Origin of the sequence: Peredibacter sp. HCB2-198 (assembly GCF_045999315.1) — a bacterium.
In the GTDB taxonomy this organism is placed as follows: domain Bacteria; phylum Bdellovibrionota; class Bacteriovoracia; order Bacteriovoracales; family Bacteriovoracaceae; genus Peredibacter.
In genome coordinates, this window is record NZ_CP174607.1 from 141273 (window position 1) to 165863 (window position 24591).

27 protein-coding genes are annotated in these 24591 nt (G+C 42.7%); 13 read left to right on the top strand and 14 right to left on the bottom strand.

Annotated features, from left to right (window positions below; genetic code table 11):
• Positions 1–69: 69 nt before the first annotated feature.
• On the top strand, positions 70–948 hold the full coding sequence (locus ACJVC5_RS00760) for a pyruvate, water dikinase regulatory protein (RefSeq protein ID WP_408097468.1): 879 nt from the start codon (positions 70–72) through the stop codon (positions 946–948).
• On the opposite strand, the gene ACJVC5_RS00765 is transcribed toward ACJVC5_RS00760, so the two are convergent.
• From ACJVC5_RS00765 to ACJVC5_RS00780, 4 genes are all read right to left on the bottom strand, one after another.
• The gene (locus ACJVC5_RS00765) at positions 949–2913 is read right to left on the bottom strand and encodes a serine/threonine protein kinase (protein WP_408097469.1); all 1965 of its coding nucleotides are present in this window, start codon (positions 2911–2913) and stop codon (positions 949–951) included. It abuts the gene before it with no gap.
• 101 nt (positions 2914–3014) lie between these two features.
• Complete coding sequence (locus ACJVC5_RS00770) at positions 3015–3545, bottom strand: hypothetical protein (RefSeq protein WP_408097471.1); 531 nt, start codon at positions 3543–3545, stop codon at positions 3015–3017.
• Positions 3542–4429: an alpha/beta fold hydrolase gene (locus tag ACJVC5_RS00775; protein WP_408097472.1), complete on the bottom strand. Its 888-nt coding sequence runs from the start codon at positions 4427–4429 to the stop codon at positions 3542–3544. The genes ACJVC5_RS00770 and ACJVC5_RS00775 overlap by 4 nt, the downstream gene beginning before the upstream one ends.
• The gene (locus tag ACJVC5_RS00780; RefSeq protein ID WP_408097473.1) at positions 4429–5208 is read right to left on the bottom strand and encodes a GYF domain-containing protein; all 780 of its coding nucleotides are present in this window, start codon (positions 5206–5208) and stop codon (positions 4429–4431) included. Before ACJVC5_RS00780 ends, ACJVC5_RS00775 begins: the two co-directional genes overlap by 1 nt.
• Before the next feature lie 185 nt (positions 5209–5393).
• On the opposite strand from ACJVC5_RS00780, the gene ACJVC5_RS00785 reads away from it, so the two are divergent.
• Entirely contained in the window at positions 5394–6821 is a 1428-nt protein-coding gene (locus ACJVC5_RS00785) for a hypothetical protein (protein ID WP_408097474.1), read from the top strand.
• Between the two features lie 19 nt (positions 6822–6840).
• On the opposite strand, the gene ACJVC5_RS00790 is transcribed toward ACJVC5_RS00785, so the two are convergent.
• Together ACJVC5_RS00790 and ACJVC5_RS00795 are read right to left on the bottom strand one after the other, a co-directional pair.
• Positions 6841–7929, bottom strand: a complete 1089-nt coding sequence (locus ACJVC5_RS00790; RefSeq protein ID WP_408097475.1) for a Crp/Fnr family transcriptional regulator — start codon at positions 7927–7929, stop codon at positions 6841–6843.
• Positions 7929–9092, bottom strand: a complete 1164-nt coding sequence (locus tag ACJVC5_RS00795; RefSeq protein ID WP_408097476.1) for a thiolase family protein — start codon at positions 9090–9092, stop codon at positions 7929–7931. Before ACJVC5_RS00795 ends, ACJVC5_RS00790 begins: the two co-directional genes overlap by 1 nt.
• Before the next feature lie 104 nt (positions 9093–9196).
• Between ACJVC5_RS00795 and ACJVC5_RS00800 the strand changes: the two genes are divergently transcribed.
• The 3 genes from ACJVC5_RS00800 to ACJVC5_RS00810 all read left to right on the top strand — a co-directional run bounded on the left by ACJVC5_RS00800 (position 9197) and on the right by ACJVC5_RS00810 (position 10969).
• Entirely contained in the window at positions 9197–9676 is a 480-nt protein-coding gene (locus ACJVC5_RS00800) for a hypothetical protein (protein ID WP_408097477.1), read from the top strand.
• A 122-nt stretch (positions 9677–9798) separates the two neighbouring features.
• A complete protein-coding gene (locus tag ACJVC5_RS00805; protein WP_408097478.1) occupies positions 9799–10266 on the top strand; it encodes a hypothetical protein in 468 nt (155 codons plus the stop codon).
• Positions 10253–10969, top strand: a complete 717-nt coding sequence (locus ACJVC5_RS00810) for a hypothetical protein (RefSeq protein WP_408097479.1) — start codon at positions 10253–10255, stop codon at positions 10967–10969. The genes ACJVC5_RS00805 and ACJVC5_RS00810 overlap by 14 nt, the downstream gene beginning before the upstream one ends.
• A gap of 30 nt (positions 10970–10999) precedes the next feature.
• Here ACJVC5_RS00810 and ACJVC5_RS00815 read toward each other — a convergent pair whose 3' ends face one another.
• The 4 genes from ACJVC5_RS00815 to ACJVC5_RS00830 all read right to left on the bottom strand — a co-directional run bounded on the left by ACJVC5_RS00815 (position 11000) and on the right by ACJVC5_RS00830 (position 15134).
• Positions 11000–12250, bottom strand: a complete 1251-nt coding sequence (locus tag ACJVC5_RS00815) for a hypothetical protein (protein WP_408097480.1) — start codon at positions 12248–12250, stop codon at positions 11000–11002.
• Between the two features lie 99 nt (positions 12251–12349).
• A complete protein-coding gene (locus ACJVC5_RS00820; RefSeq protein WP_408097481.1) occupies positions 12350–13492 on the bottom strand; it encodes an acyl-CoA dehydrogenase in 1143 nt (380 codons plus the stop codon).
• A gap of 12 nt (positions 13493–13504) precedes the next feature.
• Entirely contained in the window at positions 13505–14287 is a 783-nt protein-coding gene (locus ACJVC5_RS00825; protein ID WP_408097482.1) for an enoyl-CoA hydratase/isomerase family protein, read from the bottom strand.
• A complete protein-coding gene (locus ACJVC5_RS00830; protein ID WP_408097483.1) occupies positions 14277–15134 on the bottom strand; it encodes a 3-hydroxybutyryl-CoA dehydrogenase in 858 nt (285 codons plus the stop codon). The genes ACJVC5_RS00825 and ACJVC5_RS00830 overlap by 11 nt, the downstream gene beginning before the upstream one ends.
• 159 nt (positions 15135–15293) lie before the next feature.
• Here ACJVC5_RS00830 and rpsT point away from each other — a divergent pair, with 159 nt between their 5' ends.
• From rpsT to rnk, 6 genes are all read left to right on the top strand, one after another.
• Complete coding sequence (gene rpsT, locus ACJVC5_RS00835; RefSeq protein ID WP_408097484.1) at positions 15294–15560, top strand: 30S ribosomal protein S20; 267 nt, start codon at positions 15294–15296, stop codon at positions 15558–15560.
• A 111-nt stretch (positions 15561–15671) separates the two neighbouring features.
• Positions 15672–16244 (top strand): LemA family protein, encoded by a 573-nt coding sequence (locus ACJVC5_RS00840; RefSeq protein WP_408097485.1) that lies wholly within the window; start codon positions 15672–15674, stop codon positions 16242–16244.
• A complete protein-coding gene (locus ACJVC5_RS00845) occupies positions 16244–17113 on the top strand; it encodes a TPM domain-containing protein (protein WP_408097486.1) in 870 nt (289 codons plus the stop codon). The genes ACJVC5_RS00840 and ACJVC5_RS00845 overlap by 1 nt, the downstream gene beginning before the upstream one ends.
• Positions 17113–17739, top strand: a complete 627-nt coding sequence (locus ACJVC5_RS00850; protein ID WP_408097487.1) for a TPM domain-containing protein — start codon at positions 17113–17115, stop codon at positions 17737–17739. Before ACJVC5_RS00845 ends, ACJVC5_RS00850 begins: the two co-directional genes overlap by 1 nt.
• A gap of 140 nt (positions 17740–17879) precedes the next feature.
• Entirely contained in the window at positions 17880–19055 is a 1176-nt protein-coding gene (locus ACJVC5_RS00855; protein ID WP_408097488.1) for a hypothetical protein, read from the top strand.
• Between the two features lie 176 nt (positions 19056–19231).
• A complete protein-coding gene (gene rnk / locus ACJVC5_RS00860; RefSeq protein ID WP_408097489.1) occupies positions 19232–19633 on the top strand; it encodes a nucleoside diphosphate kinase regulator in 402 nt (133 codons plus the stop codon).
• Here the strand turns inward: rnk and ACJVC5_RS00865 are convergent.
• Both ACJVC5_RS00865 and acs read right to left on the bottom strand, forming a co-directional pair.
• Entirely contained in the window at positions 19630–20121 is a 492-nt protein-coding gene (locus ACJVC5_RS00865; protein ID WP_408097490.1) for a GFA family protein, read from the bottom strand. The genes rnk and ACJVC5_RS00865 overlap by 4 nt on opposite strands.
• 8 nt (positions 20122–20129) lie before the next feature.
• Positions 20130–22076 (bottom strand): acetate--CoA ligase, encoded by a 1947-nt coding sequence (gene acs, locus ACJVC5_RS00870; protein WP_408097491.1) that lies wholly within the window; start codon positions 22074–22076, stop codon positions 20130–20132.
• Positions 22077–22154: 78 nt separating this feature from the next.
• Here acs and ACJVC5_RS00875 point away from each other — a divergent pair, with 78 nt between their 5' ends.
• Positions 22155–23087, top strand: coding sequence for a MerR family transcriptional regulator (locus ACJVC5_RS00875; protein ID WP_408097492.1), 933 nt, complete (start codon positions 22155–22157; stop codon positions 23085–23087).
• Here the strand turns inward: ACJVC5_RS00875 and ACJVC5_RS00880 are convergent.
• Positions 23084–23365, bottom strand: a complete 282-nt coding sequence (locus tag ACJVC5_RS00880; protein WP_408097493.1) for a hypothetical protein — start codon at positions 23363–23365, stop codon at positions 23084–23086. The genes ACJVC5_RS00875 and ACJVC5_RS00880 overlap by 4 nt on opposite strands.
• A gap of 57 nt (positions 23366–23422) precedes the next feature.
• Here ACJVC5_RS00880 and ACJVC5_RS00885 point away from each other — a divergent pair, with 57 nt between their 5' ends.
• Positions 23423–24160 (top strand): hypothetical protein, encoded by a 738-nt coding sequence (locus ACJVC5_RS00885; protein WP_408097494.1) that lies wholly within the window; start codon positions 23423–23425, stop codon positions 24158–24160.
• A 31-nt stretch (positions 24161–24191) separates the two neighbouring features.
• Here ACJVC5_RS00885 and ACJVC5_RS00890 read toward each other — a convergent pair whose 3' ends face one another.
• Positions 24192–24428 (bottom strand): hypothetical protein, encoded by a 237-nt coding sequence (locus ACJVC5_RS00890; RefSeq protein ID WP_408097495.1) that lies wholly within the window; start codon positions 24426–24428, stop codon positions 24192–24194.
• Positions 24429–24591 lie beyond the last annotated feature (163 nt).

The following is a 24591-nucleotide window of genomic DNA, read 5'->3' on the forward strand; positions in this document are numbered from 1 at the left end:
ACTGTCTATTTTAACCCGTTTTAAAAATAGGGCCAATAATGTTTTACTATGGCCCAATAGATAAAAACTATGATGCAGATCAATGATAAGTTAAAAGTTATTGTTATTTCCGATGGTACTGGAGAAACAGCTTCGGCCATTACCCGAGCGGCGATGACTCAGTTCCAGGATAAAGAAATCTTCTTCACTCGTTATAAGAATATTCGAACTCGCGAACAGATCGATGCCATCTTCCAGGAAGCTGCCATTCATCACGATATTGTGGTTTATACAATTGTTTCCGTCGAACTACGTGCCTATATCGCCGAACTTTCAAAACGCGATCACGTGCGATCGGTTGACGTTATGGGGCCACTTCTAACGACCTTCTCTAACTTCTTTGAGGCCGAACCTAATTATCAGCCGGGCCTCCTTCACGCTGTTAATGATCAGTACTTTAAACGTGTTGCCGCCATTGAATTTACTCTCAATCACGATGATGGAAGAAACATTAACTCTCTTGAAGAAGCAGAGGTGGTTTTAGTCGGGATTTCTCGTACCTCAAAAACTCCACTCTCGATGTACCTTTCACTAGAAGGAATTAAAACCGTTAACGTACCAATCGTGATGGGTGTTCCTCTTCCAGAGAAACTGTTCCAAGTTGACCAGAGGAAAATCTTCGGTCTTACTATTGATCCAGACGCTCTTTTCCAGATTCGTAAAAATCGCCTAAGCCGACTTGGTCTATCCAATGACGAAGGTGACTACGCCGATATCTCTAAGGTCGTTGAAGAAATTGAATGGGCCAATCGGATTTTCTCTGAAAACAAACGCTGGCCGGTATTCAACGTAACTGGAAAGGCCCTGGAAGAAACGGCCGCAGAAATCATCAAGCTTCTCAATATGAGAAAGGTGAATCGTTTCAAGCAATCGAAGCGTTTTGAAGAGACTAAGAAGCCGGAAGAGTAACTATTCTAAGAAATGCTTTCTATTCTCTTCAATGACAAATTCCACTTTCTTCTCAGTTCCGAGAATTGGATTCACCACTCTCGCCTGATAAGTACCTTCAGGAATCTGCACATCTTTGAAAGGTAGATCACGTTCTACTTCCACACCCTGCTCTTCGTAAATCAATTTAGAGCCAGCAGTATAGTTCATAGAAGTTGTTAGAAGCCCAACTCGTGCGCGCTCCAATTCTGGAACGTTGATGACTTGGGAATTGTTGTCTTTAGTAAGAGTCACTTTCGTCACGAACGGCAGATATCCGGCCTTCTTAACAGTGACCGTAACTTCCTGGTTCAGGTCCACTTTAAGTGGCTTCCCCATATAATCTGTCTTCGTACCGTTAATCTGAACTTCCATTGAAATATCAACACCACCAAGAACAATGTTACCGGTTCCCTGCTCAGCAGATGGATCCGCTTGGTCGGATTTATGGTGTTTCTTAAGTGAAGGCACTGAAGAAATTTTTCTTCCAGAATCCTTCCCGTGAATCATATGCTTTAAGTTAAAGCCTAAAATGCCTTCAACTGTATCAGCTTGGAAGTAAGCAAACGCCGCAAGTGTTGCAGTCAGAACCATTGCCATAACCGGAGTAGAAGAAGACTTCTCAGTCTCTTCTTGCAGTTCTTTTTTAGACATGACTCGGCTACTGGTCTTGTCTTTAGAGACCTTTATCGAAACAGAAGTTCCATTGGTCTTAGCAACTTTTGTCCCCGACCCCTTGGCCGGTGCCGGTTGCATAAGAGTCTTATTCAGTTTTCTAGTCTGAGTTTTTTCTTTAACTGTCTGAAGTTCAATCTTGCCTTCAACAGGTTCAATCGCAAGATCTAGTTCACGGATCTTCTCACGTGGAGCTTCTTGAGGTTCTTTAGCAGCGGGCCTGATCACTCCTTCTTTCTTGGAGATTTTACCCGTACGGCTCTCTTCCTCTTTCATGTCTGTGATGTACTGCTGGATATCAATCTTACCGTACTCAACAAACTTCTCGCGGTCCTTGCCTATCTCCGCCTTGAAGAGATCGTCAGCGAAGGTCTTAAGATCGGAGGCGTTAAAATCCGGATAAGTTGAATACAAGAAACGCACCAGAGCGCGGTTCATTTGATCCAGGTTCTCATAACGATGAGAACGGTCTTTTGAAAGAGCTTTCATCACAATCGCATCCAGTTCTTTTGGAACAGATGGATTGATTTCAGATGGAGGAATGATTTTACAGGCCTGAATCTGCTTTAGGACTGCCAGGTCGTTGTTGGCCTGGAACAATTTACGAGAACAAAGAAGTTCCCACAAAGTAATACCAACTGCGAACTCATCATAACGAGCATCAAGTTCAAGTCCGTCCAGATATTCCGGAGCAAGATAAGAGAGCTTACCTTTGATTGTTCCGGCCTGAGTTGCTTCAGAGTTTGTATTTGCTTTGGCGATACCAAAGTCGATCACCTTCACCGCACCATCATACGTAAGCATGATGTTGTGAGGAGAAATATCACGGTGAACGATATTATATGGCTTACCGGTCAGTTTATCTGTGAATGTGTGAGCATAGTGAAGACCCAAGCACACCTGAGAAATGATGTAACAAGAGATCTCAACCGGGAACACGACCTTGCGCTCTTTCAGGCGATCAAGATACTGTTTTAAGTTCGCACCGTGGATGTACTCCATGGCGGTATAAAGCTGACCATTGGTTTTACCATAGTCATAAACTTGCATGATGTTCGGGTGAAGCATACCGAAGGTTATGTTAAGCTCGTCCTGAAACATACGGACGAAGGCCTCATCATTTGAGAATTGAGGTTGAACCATTTTCACGGCAACCATCTTATTCGCCTGCTCACCTAGATAGCGGGCACGACAAATCTTGGCCATCCCACCATCAACCAGGTGGTCCAAAATAAGATACTTTCCGAAACGTTGAAACTTTTTGTCGCTCATAATGCCTCAAGTACCTATCGGTTCTTGGCAGATTTTCTTAAGAAAAATACACAGAGCTGATCTAAATTAGGCGGACTTTCGCTTTTCCGCTAACTTGCCTCTTATAGCTCAATCTCTAAGTGACGGAAACTTGGGAAGTTAATGGCAAGGTTTGGGGTACTAAGACGGCTTGGAGACCGCTTACAAAAACCCATTAATTTATAGTTCTGAAATCTCCATTCCGCCGCAGATGGGTGGGTACGAAGATAAGAAGCAAAGTTATTGATGATTACATCATCATAACCATTAAGCTTCATCTGTTCCCTGAAGTTTACGTGAGAAATTTTGGTTGGATCCGCGCTGTACCCTACTGTAACCAAAAACGATTCACATTTCGTGAAGAACTCTTTCTCTGAAGCTGAAAACCATTTTGAAAATGGTGAGTTCAAATCCGCCTTATAGAAAAGAGCATCGTAATAAAGAGTCACACCGTGATACCAGCTCATACGTTGGAAAACGAGGAGATCTTCCCAGGCCTCTTTTTGGTAAATGCCTCCGCGGATAACAACTTTACCCTTCGTGCTCTGGTTATAATTCTTATAAGCAGCACATCCCGAAAAAACTACGAGCATGGCCATTAAAAAGAATTTCATCGGGTCTCCTTGAGCTCTCTATCCACCCATGTCTTCATGGTTTCAAAGATGCTTTGTCGATCTATCTCATTCCACAATTCATGGTGGTGATGTGGATATTGTACGATCTGGGTTAGCTGTTTATCAATCCCATGGGCAAAAAGAGTCGTGGCCTGTGGGTCCACAATCTTATCAGTGCCAGCGATGAGGAAAAGACTTGGTATGCGTAAATAGTATGAAAGCCCACGGATACGGTGACAAGCATCCAGGATTTCTTTCACCATTCTAACGCTAATAAACTTTGGAATCAGGGAATCAGTATCAAAGTCATTGGCGCGATCTGAATCTCTTGTCAGAGAAGAGCCATTATAAAGCATCGGAAGATGGAGTTTCGGAGTAAGTTTGTCCAATTTTAAAATCAGAGGTTCTGAAATGGATTCAAACATTACCTGCGGACGAATACACGGGCTTGAGAAAATGAGCCCCTTCAATGGATAAGGGTAGCCATAAGAGGTATCAAGAATTCGCGTTAGCGTAATAAGTCCGCCCAACGAGTGAGCACAAATAAAGGTCTGAGTTGTTTCAGCATTTTTACTGTGAACAAACTCGGCCACTTTTACAAAGTCTTCTACATAGTGCTTGAAGCTTTCAACGTAAGCGCGGGTTCCCCCACTACGCCCGTGTCCAATATTATCGAAAACAGTAACGGCCACTTCCTGAAAATTTTTTAACCAGAAGTTTACCAGCTCCATGTGACGACCTGAATGCTCCAGGGCCCCATGAACTAAAAAGAAATGAATCTTTGGGGTTCCCCGAGTGAAATGACGAACAAAAAGAGTTGATTCACCATCACTGGCGGGAATCGTATGATCTTCTGTTTTAAAAGGAGCAATACCTTTGGCCATTAATTTTCTTGAACGTATTTTTCAATTGAACGTTTCGCCTCATCCGACAGACCTTGGAAGCGGAATGAGAATCCTGAATTTCCTTCAAGAATTCGAACCACAACACCAGATGCTACGAAGTGATAATCTGTGTTCTCAGGATGAACATTAATTGAAATTCTATCGCCCGCGTTTCCATTGAAGTTATCTAAAAGAACTTGCATGCCACCAATAGAAATATCACGACAAATGCCTTCAAAGAGACTCTTATTGTTCTGAACAAAAAGACGAGCAATAAACGGTTTTCTCACTGCTGCTCTTCTATCTGCTTCTTGAATCATCGGTGGAACTTCCTCAAACACTTCCTGATATTCAGGAAGGTCAGCGAGAAGTTTCCAATCTCTCATTCCAGTTACGAAGACGAGAGTTTTTCCATTAATACGATTCTCTTTAAAAAGTTGTTTAATTTGTTTCAAACTAAATGGACCGTAATCTGTGGCCGCACCACCTCTATCCGCACCAATGCGAATAAAGATGACTCTTTCATCAGGATTTAAAGCACTGAATTTAATTTCTTTCTCAGGAAGTTTTGCAACTTCGGGAGGTAATTGAGGAGCGGCAGGAGCTTGCTTCACTTCTAGCTCTGGAACTTCTTTGATTTTCTTCCAGTTCTCAAAGCCTTTTTTCCAGACAAAATCTTCAGTCTTAAGTTCTTGATTAGTGATCATCGACATGATGACATCGACTTCCACCGGTCCGTGACGATTACCTTTTTGAACGTAATACCAATTGTCCGCCATAATATCCTCAACCTATTGAAATAATTATTAATAATATATTACTCCAACCGATATGCTTTTTAGGGATAAGGGCAAGATTTTCCTAAGCTTATTCCGTGAATGAGTGTCAGGTATTTCCCTGGAAAACTAAAGTTTCACCCCTATTACTCCGATTCGTAGATCAGGAAATACCTTAAGGTGAGATTATGAAAATTAAATGGTCGGCTTTTTTCTCAATTCTAACTCTAGCAACGTTTGTTGGTTGCGGTTCAGAGCAATTCGGAACGACCCCACAATCATCAACAAGTAATCCGGATGCGGTGAAATCATTCGAACAAAACTCCTGCTCTTCTTATACGCTGATAAAGCCGAAGGTCGACATCATCTACATGATCGACAACACTGAAAGTTATTACTACACCAGCGCAGATCTAAAAAATGCCATTACAGGCACAGTGAACCAGGTATCGAGCCAATTTGATTTTAGAATTATTGCCATGCCACTGGTTAACCCAAACCTCGATCTTCAGAGCTACAACAACTCGGTAGCAGACAATAGTGACTTTCGGGTTTTCACAAATTCAGCTGATGCACTCCCTTCAGGAGTTGCTGGGAATAAAGTTGCCACGGTTTCAGAGCTGACTTCATTTATTCCAGTACTACGACAGCCCCATCGCGAGAGAGGTCTGTGGCGTCTAAAGGAATTTATGAAGCGTCACAAAGGCACAGGTTTACTTCGTCAGGAGGCCTATAACCTGGTGGTGATTGTATCCAACAACCGCGATGTAGAAGTTGAAAATAGTGATGGAACAAACAACACTCCAATTCAACCGGCCTTCGATGCTCGTTATAGTGAACTTGTAAGTTTGAAGGGTCAACTTCAGTCTAAACTTCTGCGAATTTTCTCAGTTACTGCGCATTCGGCGTGTCGACCTTCAGAAGGCTGGATTCCTTCTACCTACTCTTACATAAAAATGGCCCGAGCTTTTAACGTGAGTGACGCCTATGATCTTTGCTCTGAAAGTTTCACTTCCATCTTTAATGATGTGAATAGCTCTATCCAGCAAGTGATTGTTCCGCATACCTATCGTTACTGGCCAATCACTTTGATTGGAAACGATTCTTCAATGACGAATTATTCAGGACTTCAGGTGTATAAAATTACGTCTAATGGTCCTCAGCTAGTTCCTTCTTCAAGCTATACTTATTATGAAAACAGCAGTACTGGTTCTATGAACGTTCTGACAACAACAAATCCGTCAGAATATGTTTCAGGTCGTCGTCACTTCATTAGATTTAACTCAGGTGCCGAGATCACTTATCCAGACTGCGTTCAGATTAGAACAACAACTAAGACTGAGTACTTTAAGTATCTTGTTCTTCAACGTGAACCAACTCCAGGAACAATTTATGTAACAGTAAATGGAATTCAGGTTCCTGAAAACGCAACTGACGGCTGGACCTACGTTGGTAACAAGACGACACCAACCAATATCAAGGCCAATTATCCGAATCCAGGTGACGATCAACCTGCGATTAACAAAACCGGTTTCATGATCCAATTCAATGGCGTTAACCGTTACTACAAATCCGGTGACAACGTTCAAGTGAATTTCATTCCGAAAGGTATCTAATAAGAATTGAGCGAAGGCCCTAAACCGGGGCCTTCTCTTGATTTAATTTCTTGATGGCATTCATAAAGCGGATAATCGGATAGAGCTTCTTCATCTTCTCAAAATCAATCTCCACCATCGTTCCAGCGTTATCAATTAAGACTTCACCAAAGATACTAAGATTTTTTCCATCGGCGGTTTGATCTGAACCGATTGCAACGTTCTCTTCTTGGAACTCTTTTAAAACATTCGTGAGGTTATAGTACTGAGTGAATTTCGGCTTATAATCTGAATCAGGCTTCAGATTAGGAATAGTTGAAACAGCACCTTCTGCTCTTTCAATCATCTTTGCAATCAACGTCTGGCACTTCTCACCGATCTGAATTTTCTTCTCTTCCGGAAGGTGACGTTCAGAATTGTAATAGATGAACACTTGGCGAATAAGCTCCACGTGCTTCAGAGTTAAGATATTAGGGGCCTTATCAGCGTCCTCACCGATCTCCATCCAACCCAGAGCCACCAGAATATTAATCACACTCTCCTGCTTTACTTCCATGATGGTGTAAAGATCTTGAGTATAGAGATTAAGGGTCTTCTTATTGATCGTGAAAGTGGATCCCTTCACTTCACCGTGAGCTTTAAAAACCAGGAACAGTGTTCCGAGAATTCTCATCACTTCAATCGGTTTAATGAATTCGTAACCACTATGCTTACCACTATAAGAAACAGAGGCCTGATTATCTTCAAGCTCACGAATACGAGCATTACTCTTACGAAGACGAGTCACCAGCGTATTAATGATTGTTTTAAACCATGGATTAAGAGAAGACATGGTCTTACCAAAGGCCGAGAAAGAGATCTCAATGATCTCAACTGGAGTAATAGCAGAAGCAGAACAAGAACGCTTCTTTCCAGAACCGTCCTCATCAAAGTAGGCCATTTCACCAATCACTTCGCCTGAACGAAGAACGGCGATTTCAATGAACCCCTTCCCTTTTGGTTTGAAGAGTCGAATCTGACCTTTTTGAATAATAAAAAGCGAATCGGCAGCGTCTCCATCATTGAAGAGGATCTCACCTGGTTTAAAGGTTTTGAGACCTGATTTCGTTTGGGCCGCTGCCGTTGTCATTATCTGATCTTCTCGATGATAACACTTAGAGCTTCACCACCACCGATACAGATAGCAGTACAGCCGTACTTAGCGTTTTTCTTTTTCATGGCGTTCATGAGAGTCACCATAATACGAGCACCAGAAGCACCGATTGGGTGACCGATAGCAACCGCACCACCGAATACGTTTACTTTATTGTGAGGAATTTTACATTCCTTCATCGCTGCCATTGTTACGGCCGCGAACGCTTCGTTGATTTCGAAAAGATCAATTTGATCCATAGTAAGATTGGCCTTCTTGAGGGCCTTATTGATTGCGTCTACTGGAGCTGTTGTGAACCAAGTTGGGTTCTGAGCGTTTGAAGCGTAACCAAGAATTTTGAATTCCGCTTTATCAGCGAAAGCGTCACCCGCAAGAACAACCGCCGCTGCACCATCGTTGATGGTAGAAGCGTTAGCAGCTGTGATGGTGCCGTCTTTTTCGAAAGCAGGTTTTAGTCCTGGCATTTTTTCGAAGTTCGCTTTGAAAGGACCTTCGTCTTCTGTGATATCAGTTGTGCCGCCTTTCGCAGGAACTTTTACAGCAACGATTTCGTCTTTGAACATGCCTTCTTTAGCAGCAGCTTGAGCGCGCTTGAACGATTCAATCGCAAAAGCGTCTTGCTCTTCACGGCTCATATTGAATTTTTTCACACACTCTTCAGCGCAAACACCCATCGCTACATTTCTATAAGCGTCTGTTAGACCGTCCCACGCCATAGAGTCTTTCATCTCAGTTGGGCCGAATTTGAAACCATTACGAGAATTCATCAGCAAGTGAGGAGCAAGTGACATGTTCTCCATACCACCAGCAACAACAACTTGGTTGTCACCAGTCATGATTGAACGGGCCCCAAGAATGATCGCCTGTAGACCAGAGCCACAGACCTTACCAACAGTTGTTGTAGGAACGCTTTCCGGAATTCCAGCACCAAGTGAAGCTTGACGAGCAGGGGCCTGTCCAACACCAGAAGTGATCACGTTACCCATGAAAACTTCATCAACTTTATTTTTTTCAATATTTGATTTTTGAAGTGCACCTTCAATTGCTGCAGCACCTAGTTTTGGAGCTGGAACTTGAGAAAGTGTACCAAGAAAACTACCGATGGCCGTGCGGGCACCGCCAAGAATATAAACTGCCATAAAATGATCCTTTTTCAGAATGATAAGATTGTCTTTCTTTTCCAAATATTTTAATTAAGGGGCATATAAAAGACCACTAAATCTTTCACTTAAGGCGGGTCGTCATGTTAGCTAGAAAAAAGACTTCAAAACAAGGTAAAACCCTCCCAACTGAATGGCTAGAAAGTCTAAATCGACTTTTAAATGAAACATACAAGAGTGAGTGTAAGCAAAACGGACGTTATTTCGACGTATATGGACAAGTATATCCAGAAGAACTTCTTCTGACAGTTTCTTATCTCTCTGAGAAAGATGAGTATCTTTCTCCAATAACTTGCTTCCTTTCTTGTGAGCCAGATCAGATGGCCACAGCAGAAAAGGTAAAAGAGACTCAGGCCAACTTCATTGATATCGTGGGCCTCTTCTTTGATGAGATTTTTGCCGACGAAGAATGGGACGAGTTTGAACCAAATTGGCAGGAAGTAAGCCACAAAAATCAAAATTACTTCTACAAGCTCTCAAGAGAGAACATCAACCTCACCCTTGAAGCGGACAAGCTCCTAGGAGAGGAATTTCAAGACCTTGAAGAGGACACTGACCACTAAAACGTAATCAATGATTAAAATTGGGCCCTCTTTTGAGGGCCTAACCACCCGCATTCACGACACTTTTTTCCCCTTATAAACAAACGTTTTGTAGATATCCCAGACTGCTCTATACTGTTTTCATGTCAATGAAGTCACTTACCCTCATTTTGACATTTACTCTTTCCATAGGTGCACAAGCAGCACCAGCGGATATCTACAAATCACTTGGAATCAGCCAAGGGAAAGTAGAAGTTGTTAAAGATGTAGATGATAACTGCTCCGGTGGACCTTTCCGCTTTGTTGGAAAAGAAGGAGATGAAGTTCTTCAAATCGGTGCAAACCTCACTTTCCACCAACCGACCAAAGAGAAAACAAACTTAGTAACGGCCGATGCTGAAACATGTGCTGAAGACGTAGAGAGTAAGCTTCTGAATAAAAAACTCTACATGAAGACCACTGTTCACTCCTGTCCAAAGGCCTTGAAGAAGCTTGAACTTGTGACTGAAGAACTCATTGAAGTTAACAAAGATGAAATTAAATACACCAAAAAAAATAGTCTCTCGAAAATAGAATGTACTTTTAAATGGAGTGAGAGTGATAAGAAATAAGATCATTCCTCTTCTATTTGTACTCTCTTCTTATAGTGCTTTAGCTTCTAATGAAGTCATTAAAGCAGGTGTTAAGGCCCTCACCACAACTGCCATTCAGGGCCCAACCGTTACCTGCGAAGAAGAGTCTCTCAAACTTAGTAAGAAGTATTACGGCAATGGAGCCGATTGCTCAAAATTCATTAATAGCAATGGAAAGTTGGGCCCTCTCGGAAAAACGATTGTGTCACACATCAACTCTATTCCTGGGTCTCAATACTATCGTAAAGACAGCGTTGGCATTCAGATGGCCTGTCCTAACTGGAACAACCTTAGTAGAGAACAACAGGCCTATTATTGGGTCTGGGTATTTGCTGCGATTTCCTGGAAAGAAAGTACATGTGGTGCGTCCGTCATTAACACCGCGGCCACTCACGGTACTGCCGCCGGAATGCTTCAGCTAAATCAAAACCAAAAAGATCGCTACTGGCGAGGTGGAGAAAGTGGAAATAGCTGTGGTGTCGCCAATATTAGGCCAGATGAGGCGAACATTAAATGTGGCCTTGAGATCATGAATGAACAGTTGAAGGGCAAAAACGGCATTTACGAAGGTAATGGAGCGCTTTTTGGCCGAGGGGCTCATGCCTACTGGCAAGATATCCGCAAGAAAGACGGTGGAATGATTATGCGACTAGTGAGGGACTTCCCTCTTTGTAAGAAATAAAAAAAAAGCCCTCTTTCGAGGGCTTTTTTATCATTCGTCTTCGTAGCGAAGTGAACTAGAGATTGTTTCAATTCCGATATCATCATCAGAATCATCATCGTCCACCGCATTTTCAAATTCATCCTCTTCGAAATCAAATTCAGAAGTGATGTTAAGCTCGTTAAGTACTTTGTAGAACTCTTTATCATCAGAAAGATCTGAAAGAAGAGCTTCAATGTACTTCGGTGGATATTTAGAAATAAGCTCTTCGATATACTCCTGAAGTTTTCCTTCTTTAAGGATATCGCGCTTCTTCTGAATTGTTTTCCAGTTCTTTAGGTAATGCAGACGACAGTAGCTTTGAGTCGTGCGAATGTTGTCACAGCCCTTCTCAATACACTCATCGTTTTTAGCATCAATGAAGAAATCCAGAGTCGCAATTGATTCAGCAATTTCTTTCCAATTGAAGTGCTCGCGAAGTTCAGCAATCTCATCCGCGATCTTGTTTTCAAGATCGGCCAGGATAGCATTGTTATACTTCTTAGAAGGCTTCGATTGGAAAAGATCAACATGACCATCTTCTTCTTCGTAGGCCTTTTTACCAGTTTTTTTCTTCTCTTTAGATTTTTTATAGTCCTCTTCGAACTCATCAAAATCATCGTCCTCAGTCTGGCGCTTCTTAGTTTCTACAACTTCTTCTTCCTCGTCGTAGACTTCATCACCAAGATCCTCATCTTCAAAATCCTCGTCCTCATCCTCGAAGTCTTCTTCGTCTTCATCAGATGCTTTCTTAGATTTTTTAGCAGACGCTTTATCAGCTTTAGCTTTCGCTTTTTCAGCTTCTTTATCGGCCTTGGCCTTAAGCTTCTCAGCTTCTTTATTTTTCTTTTCTAGTTCTTTTTGCTTTTTCTTGTCTGCTTCGGCCTTCGCCTTCTCTTTCGCAGCGAGAGCTTTTTCTTTCTCTTTGTCTTTCGCAGCTTGGGCCTTGGCTTTTTCAGCTTCTTTAGCAGCTTGTGCTTTTTCTTTCGCAAGAAGAGCTTTCTCTTTTTCTTTCAGCTTCTTCTCTTGTTCTTTTGAAAGAGGCTTGGCCTTCGGAGCAGCTTTTGGAGCCACTTTCTTTTCAACTTTCTTTGGAGCTGGGGCCGCTTTCTTAGCAGGAGCTGCCGGTTTCTTTGCAGGAACTTTTTTTGCCATTGGTGCCGCTTTTTTTGGAGGAGGAGCTTTCGCTACCGGTTTTTTGACCGCAGCTTTTGCTACTGGTTTTTTCACTGGCATTTTAGCAGCAGGCTTCTTTTTCGCCATGTTTTTCTCCTCAAATAATAACAGACGCGTGCACTACGCGAATAAAACAAATTTAATGGACACTCTAGCAAACAGAGTGTCCATTGACGAGCGTAAAAATTAATGAACAGCTTTTAATTCGCTGGCAGCAATAACCATGCGCTGAACTTCAGAAGTCCCTTCGTAGATTTCAGTAATTTTGGCATCTCTGAACATACGCTCGACCGGGTATTCTTTAGTGTAACCGTTACCACCACAAAGCTGGATCGCTTTAGTTGTGATCCACATTGCTGATTCAGAGGCAAAAAGCTTCGCCTGGGCCGATTCTTTTGAATATGGCTGCCCTGCATCTTTAAGGGCAGAAGCATGGTAAATCAAAAGACGAGAAGCACCGATTTTTGTGCTCATATCGGCCAGCATAAACTGAACTCCTTGAAGGTCAGAAAGCGGAGCACCGAATTGAACACGTTGTTTTGTATAACGGATTGCGTAATCGAAAGCACCTTGAGCGATACCTAGGGCCTGAGAGGCAATACCAATACGACCGCCATCTAGAGTTGCCATAGCAACACGGAAACCTTTTTCTGGTTCGCCTAGAAGAGCGTCCTTAGGAACTTTCACTTTATCGAAAGCAAGCTGACAAGTTGAAGATCCACGGATCCCTAGTTTGTCCTCTTCTTTGATGATTGAGAAGCCAGGAGTTGTTGTCTCAACGATGAAACAAGAAATCCCTTTATAGTCCGGAGTCTTTTTCGTTTTAGCGAAAACGATACACACGCCGGCCTCTTTACCGTTCGTGATCCAGTTTTTTACACCGTTAATTTCCCAGTGATCACCTTTGTCTTCAGCAAAAGTCGTTAGGGATCCGGCATCTGATCCCGCGTTTGGTTCAGAAAGACAGAAACAACCGATCCATTCACCAGAGGCCATCTTTGGAAGATATTTTTTCTTCTGAGCTTCTGTACCGAAGTTGAGAATTGGCCAAATACCAAGTGAAGTGTGAGCTGAAACAAACACGCCCGTAGAAGCGCAGTTACGGGAGATCTCTTCTACGATGAGTGAGTAAGACATATAGTCCATACCAGCACCACCGTACTCTTCAGGAACGTATGAACCTAGGAAGCCGTTTTCAGCAAGCTTCGCAATTTGTGATTTTGGAAGGTGGCCTTCGTGATCAACTTGTTGAGCGAATGGAAGAATTTCTGTATCAGAAAACTTCTTAACCATGTCACGAATTTCTTTGTACTGTTCATCAAGTAGCATATGAGTGTCCTTTTATTTGAAATTGGCTTTTCTTTTTTCAACGAAGGCAGTTGTTCCTTCGATCATTTGCTCAGTTTGGAAGATATTGCCGAAAGCTTTAGCTTCAACAGCGAGACCTTCAACCAGAGACTTCTCAATTCCGTCACGAAGCGTTTCTTTCGCTCTAGCGATGGCGTAGTTTGAGTTCGCATTCGCAAGCTTAAACCAGTTCTGACAGCCTTCTAGGAGTTTTGCTTTATCTTCAAAAACTTCCAAAATGATTCCCAGATTCTTCGCTTCTTCGCTTGTTACGTTGCGACCTGAGAACATAAGTTCTTTAGCGCGTCTTTCACCCACAATGCGGGCAAGACGTTGAGTTCCGCCGAAACCAGGAATTAGACCAAGCTTCACTTCCGGAAGACCGAATACGGCGTTTTTAGAAGCGAAGATAAAGTCACAGCTCATGGCCATTTCAAAACCACCACCAAGCGCGAAACCATTTACAGCGGCGATAGTTGGGAATGGAAGTGATTCCATAAGAAGTGTTACTTGCTGACCAAGTTCAGCGAAAGCTTGCGCCTCACCTGATGACATCGGTTTCATTTCAGCAATATCAGCACCTGCGATAAATGCCTTCTCACCTTCGCCAATCAGGATCAAACCTTTAAGCTTTGAGCTTTGAAGTTCAGTCAGACAGGCTTTAAGTTCGCGGTGAACTTGAATGTTAAGAGCATTCAATTTCGCCGGACGGTTGATAGTAAGAATTCCTACTTCACCTGTTGTATCCAATACAATCGTTTCGAAATTATTTGTCATATGTATAGAATCCTTTACCGTTCTTACGGCCATATCTGCCGGCAGCTACATACTGCTTAAGAAGAGGACATGGACGGTATTTAGTATCTGCCAGACCATCATGAAGAACGTTCATGATCGCGAGACATGTATCAAGACCGATGAAGTCCGCCAGCTCAAGTGGACCCATTGGCTGGTTAGTACCAAGCTTCATGGCGGTATCAATATCTTTAACTTCAGCAACACCCTCATAAAGAGCGTAAACAGCTTCGTTAATCATTGGCATAAGGATGCGGTTAACAGCGAATCCAGGATAGTCTTTCGCGCGAACGAATATTTTCCCCATCTTCTCAGCTACAGCTGCAACCGTATTAAATGTCTCATCAGACGTTTCAAGACCACGGATTCCTTCAACCAGCTTCATCACTGGAACTGGGTTCATGAAGTGCATTCCGGCCACAAGGTGTGGGCGCTTCGTAACTGCAGCGATTTCAGTAATAGAAATAGAAGACGTGTTTGAAGCAAGAATGGCATCTGCTTTAACAACTGAATCAAGGTTCTTGAAAATTTCGAACTTAAGTTCTTTTCTTTCAGTGGCCGCTTCTACAACCAGATCACAGTTTTTAAGATCATTAATATCAGTAGTCGCTTTGATTTTACCGAAAGCGTTTTTAGCATCATCGGCAGACCATTTGCCCTTTTCAGTACCCTTGTCTAGCTGCGTCTTAATAAAATTATGACCAAAATCTAGAGAATTTTTGAAAGCATCAAAAAGAATTACTTCAAAACCAGTCTGGGCAGCAACCTGAGCGATCCCTCTTCCCATCTGACCAGCACCAACAATTCCAACGACTTGAATGTTTTTCATAGGATGATATTCCTTATAATATAGAGATTTAGCGGACAAAAGGTACCTTATAGTGGATCATTTGCCAAAGACCTTTATCAATTCACTATTGCCATGAAGGTGGCTTTAGGTTTATAACATCGCAATATTTTTGAAAGAAAATGAATTAGGAGAACCACTGTGGCTAATCACAAATCATCTGTAAAAAGAGCTAAACAAGAAAAAAAACGTCGCATGACGAACAAAACTAAAACTGCTGCATCAAGAACTGCTGTTAAAGCACTTCGCGCTGCTGTTTCTAAAGGTGACGTAGCCGAAGCTCGTTCACTTCTAGTAAAAGCTCAATCTCTTCTTGCTAAGCTTGCTAAGTCTCCAGCTATGAAGAAACAAACTGCATCACGCAAGACTTCTCGTCTTACTAAGCTTGTTGCAGGCATGAGCAAATAATTATTTGCCATAAGCACTTGATTTAAACAAAAATGAACCCAAAGTATTAGCAACTAAAGTTGTTAAATTACTTTGGGTTTTTTTATTCCCGCTGTTTAATCAGGAGCTCTAATGAAATCGTTACTTACAATCGTCCTTGGATCACTGTTCCTCGTTTCTTGTGGTCTACAATCAATCCCTCAATCTAATAACAATGTAGAAGCTGCTTGGGCAGAAGTTCTGAACCAATATAAGCGTCGTACTGACCTTATCCCTAATCTAGTGAACACAGTTAAAGGTTACGCCTCTCACGAGAAAGAAACTCTGGAAGGTGTAATGGAAGCTCGTGCGAAAGCAACTTCTGTTACTGTTGACCCAAAAAATCTTACTCCAGAAAAACTTCAAGAGTTCCAACAGGCACAATCAGGTGTTTCTCAAGCACTTGGCCGCTTGATGGTTGTATCTGAACGTTACCCGGATCTAAAAGCGAACCAAAACTTCCAGGGTCTTCAAGCTCAACTTGAAGGAACTGAAAACAGAATCGCGATTGCTCGTCGTCGTTATATTGAAGCGGTTCAAGAGTTCAATAACCTTGTGACTGTTTTCCCGACAAGCCTTACAAACTCTCTTATTCATCACTTTGATAAGAAGCCACAGTTCAGCGTTGATGAAACTGAACAAAAAACTCCTGAAGTTAAATTCTAGTGCGCTTACTTTTCTCATTTCTCCTTTTATTTTCGCTACAAGTCTGGGGAGCTGAACTACAGCTCCCTGCTTTGACTTCTCCGGTAATGGATCAAGCGGGCCTCTTGAATGAAGCCGAACGAAATGATCTCGCTGAACTCGCTTACGAAATTTATACCAATAAGGGTCCGCAGATCACGATCCTCACGGTGCCTGATATGCAGGGCTGGCCCATTGAAGAGTTTTCCATTCGTGTGGCCGAAAAATGGCAATTAGGTTCTAAAGATCAGGACAACGGTCTCCTTGTCATCATTGCCAAGGCCGAACGCCAAATGCGCATTGAAGTTGGTCAAGGCATCGAAGGTGAAATCACTGATTACGATACAGCGAAATTTACACGTGAAATTTTCCCTGAATATTTCCGTCGTGGAGAATTCCATGCAGGACTTCGTGTCTTCATGGAGGACGTAGCAAAACGCTTCAACATTCAAGTTGATCCTGCCCGCACTGCCTATGTTCGTCGAGCACCAGTTCGTCAGAGTAACGGACTTCTTAATCGTCTCTTCCCCATCATGCTTGTCATTATTGTGATCGTACATCTCGTGATGAGAAGGAGACCTTTTGCCAGAGGACTCTTCACAGGTGCGGGAATGGCCGGTGCTAGTTTCTTAATGGTTCCAGGTGCGGCGATGTTTGCGGTGATTATTTTCATCGTTGGATTTTTATTGGGCCTCATCGGCATCAGCAACTTCCTTTTCGCTCTTCTTTCCAGCGGTGGTGGACACCGTGGTGGCGGAGGCGGCTTTGGAGGTGGAGGATTTGGTGGAGGCGGAGGCTGGAGCGGCGGCGGTGGCGGCTTCTCTGGTGGTGGATCTTCGGGGAACTGGTAATGAAAAAAATATTACTTCAAGATGATATTCAGCATGTAGAAACTCGCCTTAAACAATTTGAGGCCAACACTGGTTGTGAGCTTCTTTTAGTTGTGGCAGATGCTTCTGATCCCTACCCTGCGGCCTCATGGCGCTTTGGTGTGATTAGCGGTTTTCTCCTTTCACTTTGCTTTAGTTATTATTTTGAATTTCATCATTCGTATTTCTGGCCACTCACAATTCTTCTTCTTACTCTCCTTATGACTTGGGTAGGACACTTCCCTTGGGCCAAGCGACTTGCTTTAAGTGATTGGGAAATTGATCGCGAGTGTGGAGAAAAATCAGTCGAATACTTTCACACGCTCGGAACATCACAAGTTTCACATAAAGTTACGGCGATGATCATGGTTTCTATTCTAGAAAAAAGAATCATGGTTCTTGTTGATGAAAAATTAAAAACTCAAATCACACAAGAAGAGCTCAATGAACTGGTTGCGATCATGAAGAAGCACTTCAAAGATGGCAACATGGGTCTAGGTTTTATTCAAAGCATTCAAGCTCTCGAAGAAAAAATCTTGAAAGATTTCGGTGGAAGAGTCAGTGACGCAAAACCATCTGAACTAAAAGACCAAATTCACTTCCTCTAATGCAGATAGCATGTGCTTTAGCATTAACAAGTTAAAGCTTATGGTTAAAACTTCATTGTAAATTTCAATCTCCCATAATTGAGCATACAAAATTCATTGGCTATAAACTTCATCGGCAAACTTCTATCTAAGGAGATAACATGAAGTTTCTTTTAATCGGCTTAATGCTTGCTATTCCCCCAAGTTGGGCAGAAGTCTACGATGGTTCCAGTCATCCGAATAACTTCAGAAGGATTGCAGGGATCAATTTGATTTTGAACTACAATGCACTTCCAAAGACAGGTAAACTTTCGGACGATCGTTTAGGTTGGTCTGAATCATACTGGCCATCAAACAAAGGCGGTGTGGCCTATCGTTGGAATCACCCGAATCCAGAACCTTTCAAGTATCGCCTTCACTCGAAGGATGAGCTATCGAAAATGAGCCAAGAAGAACTCGGTCGTTTATCTCCTGCTGAATTATATGATATCGCCAACAACGATTATAGCTACACACTGACCAGACGTGCTTTAAGCCTTTATTCACCAAGAGATCTTTGGTGGGAAGGTATCTGTCACGGATGGGCCCAGGCCGCAATCAACTATCCAGAACCTGAGCCAGTGGTTGTGACAAACGCTGCTGGTATTAAAATTCCTTTCGGGGCCTCAGACGTGAAGTCTCTTCTGGCCATGCATGAGGCCTACAACTATAAAGGCGAAATCTTCGGCTTCGTCGGCAGACGTTGTAAAGTGAACGGTAAAGTTGAAGGCGAAGGTGACGATCGCGATCGTCCAGAGCACCGTATGTATCCACCTCGTGAACTTGCGGAGTCTCCGGATTGTAGAGACGTAAACGCAGGCGCGTTCCACGTTGTGATCACGAACATGATTGGTCTATTGGGTAAAGGCTTTGTGGCCGACATCGACAGATTCAACGATGTTTGGAACCAACCCATTCACAGTTATTCAACAAGTGACGTGAGAGAGGTTGAAGTCACACCTTCGCACCGAGCTCAGGGAATCGCTAAAAGAGTTCACGTAAGAATGAAAATGACTTACGGAGAAGAGCTAAAATTCTTTACTCCGGAACTGGCGGCCTCAGGGGCGAGAAACTTTGTTTCGAAAGAACCTGTGACCCTGACTCCACACCAGGAATTCCGCTCTAAAGACTATGAATACATTGTCGAGTTGGATGGAACAGGCAAAGTTATCGGTGGTGAGTGGATTTCTTCTACTCGACCTGATTTCATGTGGATGTACGGTCGTTCGAAGAACTTTAAAAACTCTCCGATGCCATTAGCAAATCTTAAGCATGTTTATCGGCCACTCCGTCGATAGAATATCGGGAAGAGCCGCTTGAAAAGAGCGGCTCTTCTTCCTATAATGGTGTCATGATGACAAATCAGGCCCCTGTTAATTCTCGCAAAACCGTCACAGTGTAATCACTGACTGGACCCTCGCGCCCAGTCGCTATTTCCCTATACATTTTCTTTTAACGACAACAAGGATCTTACATGAGTGAAGATGGAATTCTCATCACTGAGAAAGACTATTTAAGAATTAGACACGTTCTGAGTTTTCAGAAATCTGAAGACTTCGAAAATCTGGAACTGGAACTCGATCGTGCCAGCATCATTAATGACAATGAAGTGCCGTCAGATCTGGTAACAATGAATTCTAAGGTAAAGTTTTTGAACATCCAGGAAAACAAAGAGATGACGATTACTCTGGTTTATCCATCAGATGCAAACTTTGCTGAAGGAAAAGTATCCGTGCTGGCCACACTTGGCTCTGCCCTGATTGGTCTTAGAGTTGGACAAGAAATTAATTGGATGTTCCCGGACGGGAAAACTAGAACTCTAAGAATTCTGGAAGTGATCTATCAACCAGAAGCAAGCGGTGACTGGCATCTTTAATTTTTTATGTGTCTGATCACACGATCATGCCATTCTTGAATGGATTCCTTTGGGTATCGTTGGAAAGTCTTGTCTCCCTTTTTCTTATCTAACTTTACCCAAGGGGCCTTAAATTCCAGCATCAGATGGGTCTTATGAGGCGTGACTGGTAATGGTGTATCAATGGCCGAAGCAAAGGGATGAATAAGTTCCGGCCAATCGGGATCAAAAAGCCAAAGCCCAGAACTGCAGACCTTGCAGAAATTTCTTTCTCCAGAACTTTGATAAGTTTTCTCATGAGGATTTGTGACTTTAGCGCGATAGACAGAGATGAACTTCTTTCCTTTCACCTTGAGTGACTTTGCATCTGCCCCAAGATTAATCGCGAAGCCACCTCCACCCTGCGTTTTTCGACATATACTGCAGTAACAGAGCTGGTAGGGATAAAAATTCACTGAATTTACGGTGAACGAAACTTTCCCACAGTGGCACGAACCGTGCAGTTTCATAGGAACTCCTATTTTAGTTTTTTGTGTTCCTCAACAAGATGGTCCACGACTCCTGGCTCTGAAAGAGTTGAAGTGTCACCCAGACCTCCGTATTCTTGAGCAGCAATCTTCCGAAGAATTCTTCTCAGTACTTTACCCGAGCGAGTTTTTGGAAGTCCTTTCGTAATATGAATCACGTCAGGGGCCGCAAATCTTCCGATCTTTTCACGAACCACATCTTTGATACTTTCAACAAGTTGATTAGTCGGTTCTTTATGTTCATATAGAATCACGTACGCATAAATACCAACACCCTTAATATCATGTGGGTAACCAACAACTGCTGCTTCAGCAACTTCATCATGCTCCATCAAAGCACTTTCAACTTCTGCAGTTCCTAATCGGTGACCAGATACGTTTAAGACGTCATCAATACGGCCAGTGATCCAGTAATAACCATCTTCATCACGACGACAGCCGTCCCCTGTGAAGTAAAGTCCAGGATATTGAGTGAAATAAGTTTCTACAAAGCGCGCGTGATCTTTATAGATTGTGCGTGCTTGACCGGGCCAAGAAGACTTCATGCAAAGGGCACCTTCAACTCCATTGCCTTTAAGCTCTTCACCATTCTCAGGTTTCACAATGACTGGTTGAATACCGAAAAATGGAAGAGTGGCAGATCCAGGTTTCGTCGGAGTCACACCAGGAATTGGAGTAATAAGAATTCCTCCCGTCTCTGTTTGCCACCAAGTATCCACAATATCACAACGCTCTTCACCTACTACATCGTGATACCATTTCCAGATTTCTGGATTAATGGGTTCACCCACTGTTCCTAAAATTCTGAGGCTTGAACGATCATACTTCTTCACAATGTCATCACCTGATTGAGCAAGAGAGCGAAGTGCAGTCGGAGCTGTGTAGAAGATTGTGGCCTTTAAATCTTGAATTACCTGCCAGTAACGGCCAGCATCCGGATAAGATGGGATTGATTCAAAAAGAACGCTCGTAGCACCGTTAGCAAGTGGTCCGTAAACGACATAGGAGTGACCAGTCACCCACCCCACATCAGCTGTGCAGAAGTAAACATCTTCTTCATGGTAATCAAAAATATATTTATGCGTGAATGAAGTGTAAGTCAGGTAACCAGCAGTTGTGTGCATGACACCTTTAGGTTTACCGGTTGAGCCTGAGGTATAAAGAATGAAAAGAGGATCTTCCGCGTCCATGACGGCACAAGGAGCAACTGGACGATACTTCTTGATCTCTTCTTCATAGTTATGATCTCGACCGGCCACCATATTCACTGCAGTCGATGTGCGATTAACCACCAGCACTGTTTCTACAAATTTAATATCTTTGATCGCCTCATCAGTAATGTTCTTCAACGGAACTTTCTTTCCACCACGAAGACCTTCATTGGCGGTAATGACGATTTTACATTCACCATCCAGAATTCTCCCCTTTAGAGCATCGGCACTGAACCCGCCGAAGACCACTGAGTGAATCGCCCCCAGACGAGCACAAGCAAGAATTGAATAAGTAAGTTCCGGAATCATTGGAAGATAGATACAAACTCTGTCTCCCTTTTTTACCCCATGAGCTTCAAGAAGATTTGTAAGACGACAAACGTTTTCATAAACTTCTTGATAAGTAATTTTCTGATATTGACCTGGTTCATCCTTGGCCCAAATTAGTGCAGGTTTGTTTGCTCTTTTGGCGAGATGACGATCAAGACAGTTATAGGTCACATTTAATTTACCGCCCATAAACCATGAGTGATTTACTCTTTTAAAATCACCCTGACCCGCCTTTTGCGGGAATTGAAACCAATCTAAATTCTTCGCTGCTTCAAGCCAGAATCCATCTGGATCATGAATTGATCTCTCATACATCTCTTGATAAGCAGACATGCCTTTCAAGTACGATTTTGATTTAACGGCGCTCTTAACTGGATACATGTTTTCAGGTGTCATTTGGTCTTCCTTTGCATGAGAATATCATGGCATTGAGCGCTCTTCTTTTCTAGGTTTTACTGTGGTAAAATCTTTTCGATGCAGTATTTCAACATCCAAGTTGCCTCTCAACTCTCAGGTGTCGCCAGTGCAACCATTAGAGCATGGGAAAAGCGCTATAATGCGGTTGTCCCTGAACGTGCAGATAACAAGCATCGCCTCTATTCAGAAAAAGATATTGAAAAACTCGCTCTCCTCTTTAAACTCACAGAGATTGGACAAAGCATTGGGAAAGTCGCCCATCTTGAGTTGGATGAATTGAAGCAAGTCTTCACTAACCTTATGCATCGCCCTTACGATGAACTACAAGTAGTGACGCCTCATCATGAAAAAATCGAATACGATAAGATCCTGAACAATTTTTATATCGCTTTAAGCGCCTATAAACTCGACATCATCTCCCACGAAATGGAGAAGGCCAAGACCCTTCTGAGTCCACGAGATCTTTGTCTAAATGTTCTGGTTCCCCTGTTTCATGAGATTGGAAATAAAGTAAGTCGTGGAGAGCTTTCCATTGCGCAGGAACATACTTTAAGTGCGATCGTTGGCTTTCATGTGGGTCAGATGATTGGCCAGCATTATCAAAAGAAACAAATCAAAGAAGATCTCATTCTTATCTCGACTCCCGAAGGTGAGTTGCATGAGATTGGAATTCTTGCCTCTGCCTTACTTTGTGTTCATCACAGTATTAAATTTATTTTCATGGGACCGAATATGCCGGCAGAATCACTTGCCGAGGCGGCCAATGCTCTTAAGTGCCGTGCCATTCTTTTAGGAGCAACTAGAAATGAATTGTCTGAAAGGCACAGTCTCAGCGATTACCTTCAAGAACTCTCGACTCGTCTTCAAGTAAGCGCAGAAATTTGGGTGGGCGGCGACCTCAAGCCTGCCATTCAGAGTGAACTTGAAAAAAGAAAAATTCCTTTCTTCGCAAGTCTTGAGGCCTTCGACGAATATCTTTCTAAATACTAGTCACATTGATAAGCAGTGGCAAAAACCTGCATGACCTTACCGTTTGGTACTTCCTGGTTCACAAAAATCCCAGTGGCCTTAAGATCAGCGGCCTGGTTTAAAGCATCATTGAGGGCAAGTTCTTTACTTCCCATCTCATCTTTACCAACAACTTTACCTTGAACACGGCACTCAGTTGGCTTTTGAGCATAGACTTCAAGGTTTTTTGCTTTTTCAGATAACTGAACCGGACCAGAAGAACAAGCGCCCAGAATAAAAAGTGGAATTAAGTACTTCATCATCACTCCCATTTAAATTTTGTTTTATAATGATACCTATACTTAAAGGATCGGGCCATGAAAGCATTATTCTTGAGTCTACTACTCTTTTATTCTTGTACGAAGTACGCAGAAGTTTCCAAGGACGCCATTGGTGTGCAAATTGCGCCCGTTGAGATGGACATTACCCATTTAAATGAAATTGAATGGCTAGTGGGAAATCCCAAGGAAGTTGAGATCTCGCAAAGTTTTACCTTCTTGGTAGATATGCCAAAGATTAAACAAGAAGACCTGGATTATCTGACAGATCAAAAAGGTGTCGATGCCTGGATTCTTCGACTTATTGTGAATCGTGGTTCGGAAACTCAGGACCTTGGTTCAATGTACACTCTCTTCCGTCCTCGTAAATTATCACGAGGAACACAGGGCGCAGGAGCGGCCTCAAGTGTGTCCATGAAAGTTTACTATGCGGCCGCTTATGCTTCAGAACGCTTTCGTTCTTTCAAGTGTCCTGCCTTCAGTCATGATCTCAAAATTGATTCAATGTCCGTCAAAGGTGAAAATAAATCATTCGAAATTTCCATTGGACAGACATCCCCCTATCTTGAAAAAAGTCAATTAGTGGAGCTCACTCCAAGCTCATTCAATGGAGGAAATTCTCTTGTTGGTGATTACTATGTCGAAATAGCTCCCTACAATTCGAAGAAAAAAATCATTTATTCGGGGTTCAAACGCTTAAAGAGATATGTAAGCGTGACAAGAGAAGAAAAGATCAGAATTAAAAGTTGTGACGGAGTTCATCCGGAGATTCAATAAGAAAAAGGGCCCACTTTGGGCCCTTTGTTTTTTACCATCGTGAGCGATATTGAACGCAGCGAAGGTCATACCATCCGCGCATTCTGATTTCATAATTACACTGGCGAAGAGCATTCTGACAGATTCCACGATGATTTGTCTGACCGTAGAAACGAGCAACGATTCTGTTGTAACGATCAATTGCGGCCACCTGACAAGGGCCATAGGCCTGGGCGAAAGCTGGAAGAGTTGAACAAGCAAGAGTAGCAGCTAGAATAAACTTTTTCATGAAATCCTCCCTTAAATTTTACTTCTTAAAGTAGAACCTCTGCACTCTCGATCCACAAGCCAAAAAAAATAACATCAAAGTCAGAGATGAGGTGCATTGTGACCCTGAATTAAGATAAAGGCCCGTTATTTTAAAGAGTTAGATCGCATTCTTGAACCTATAT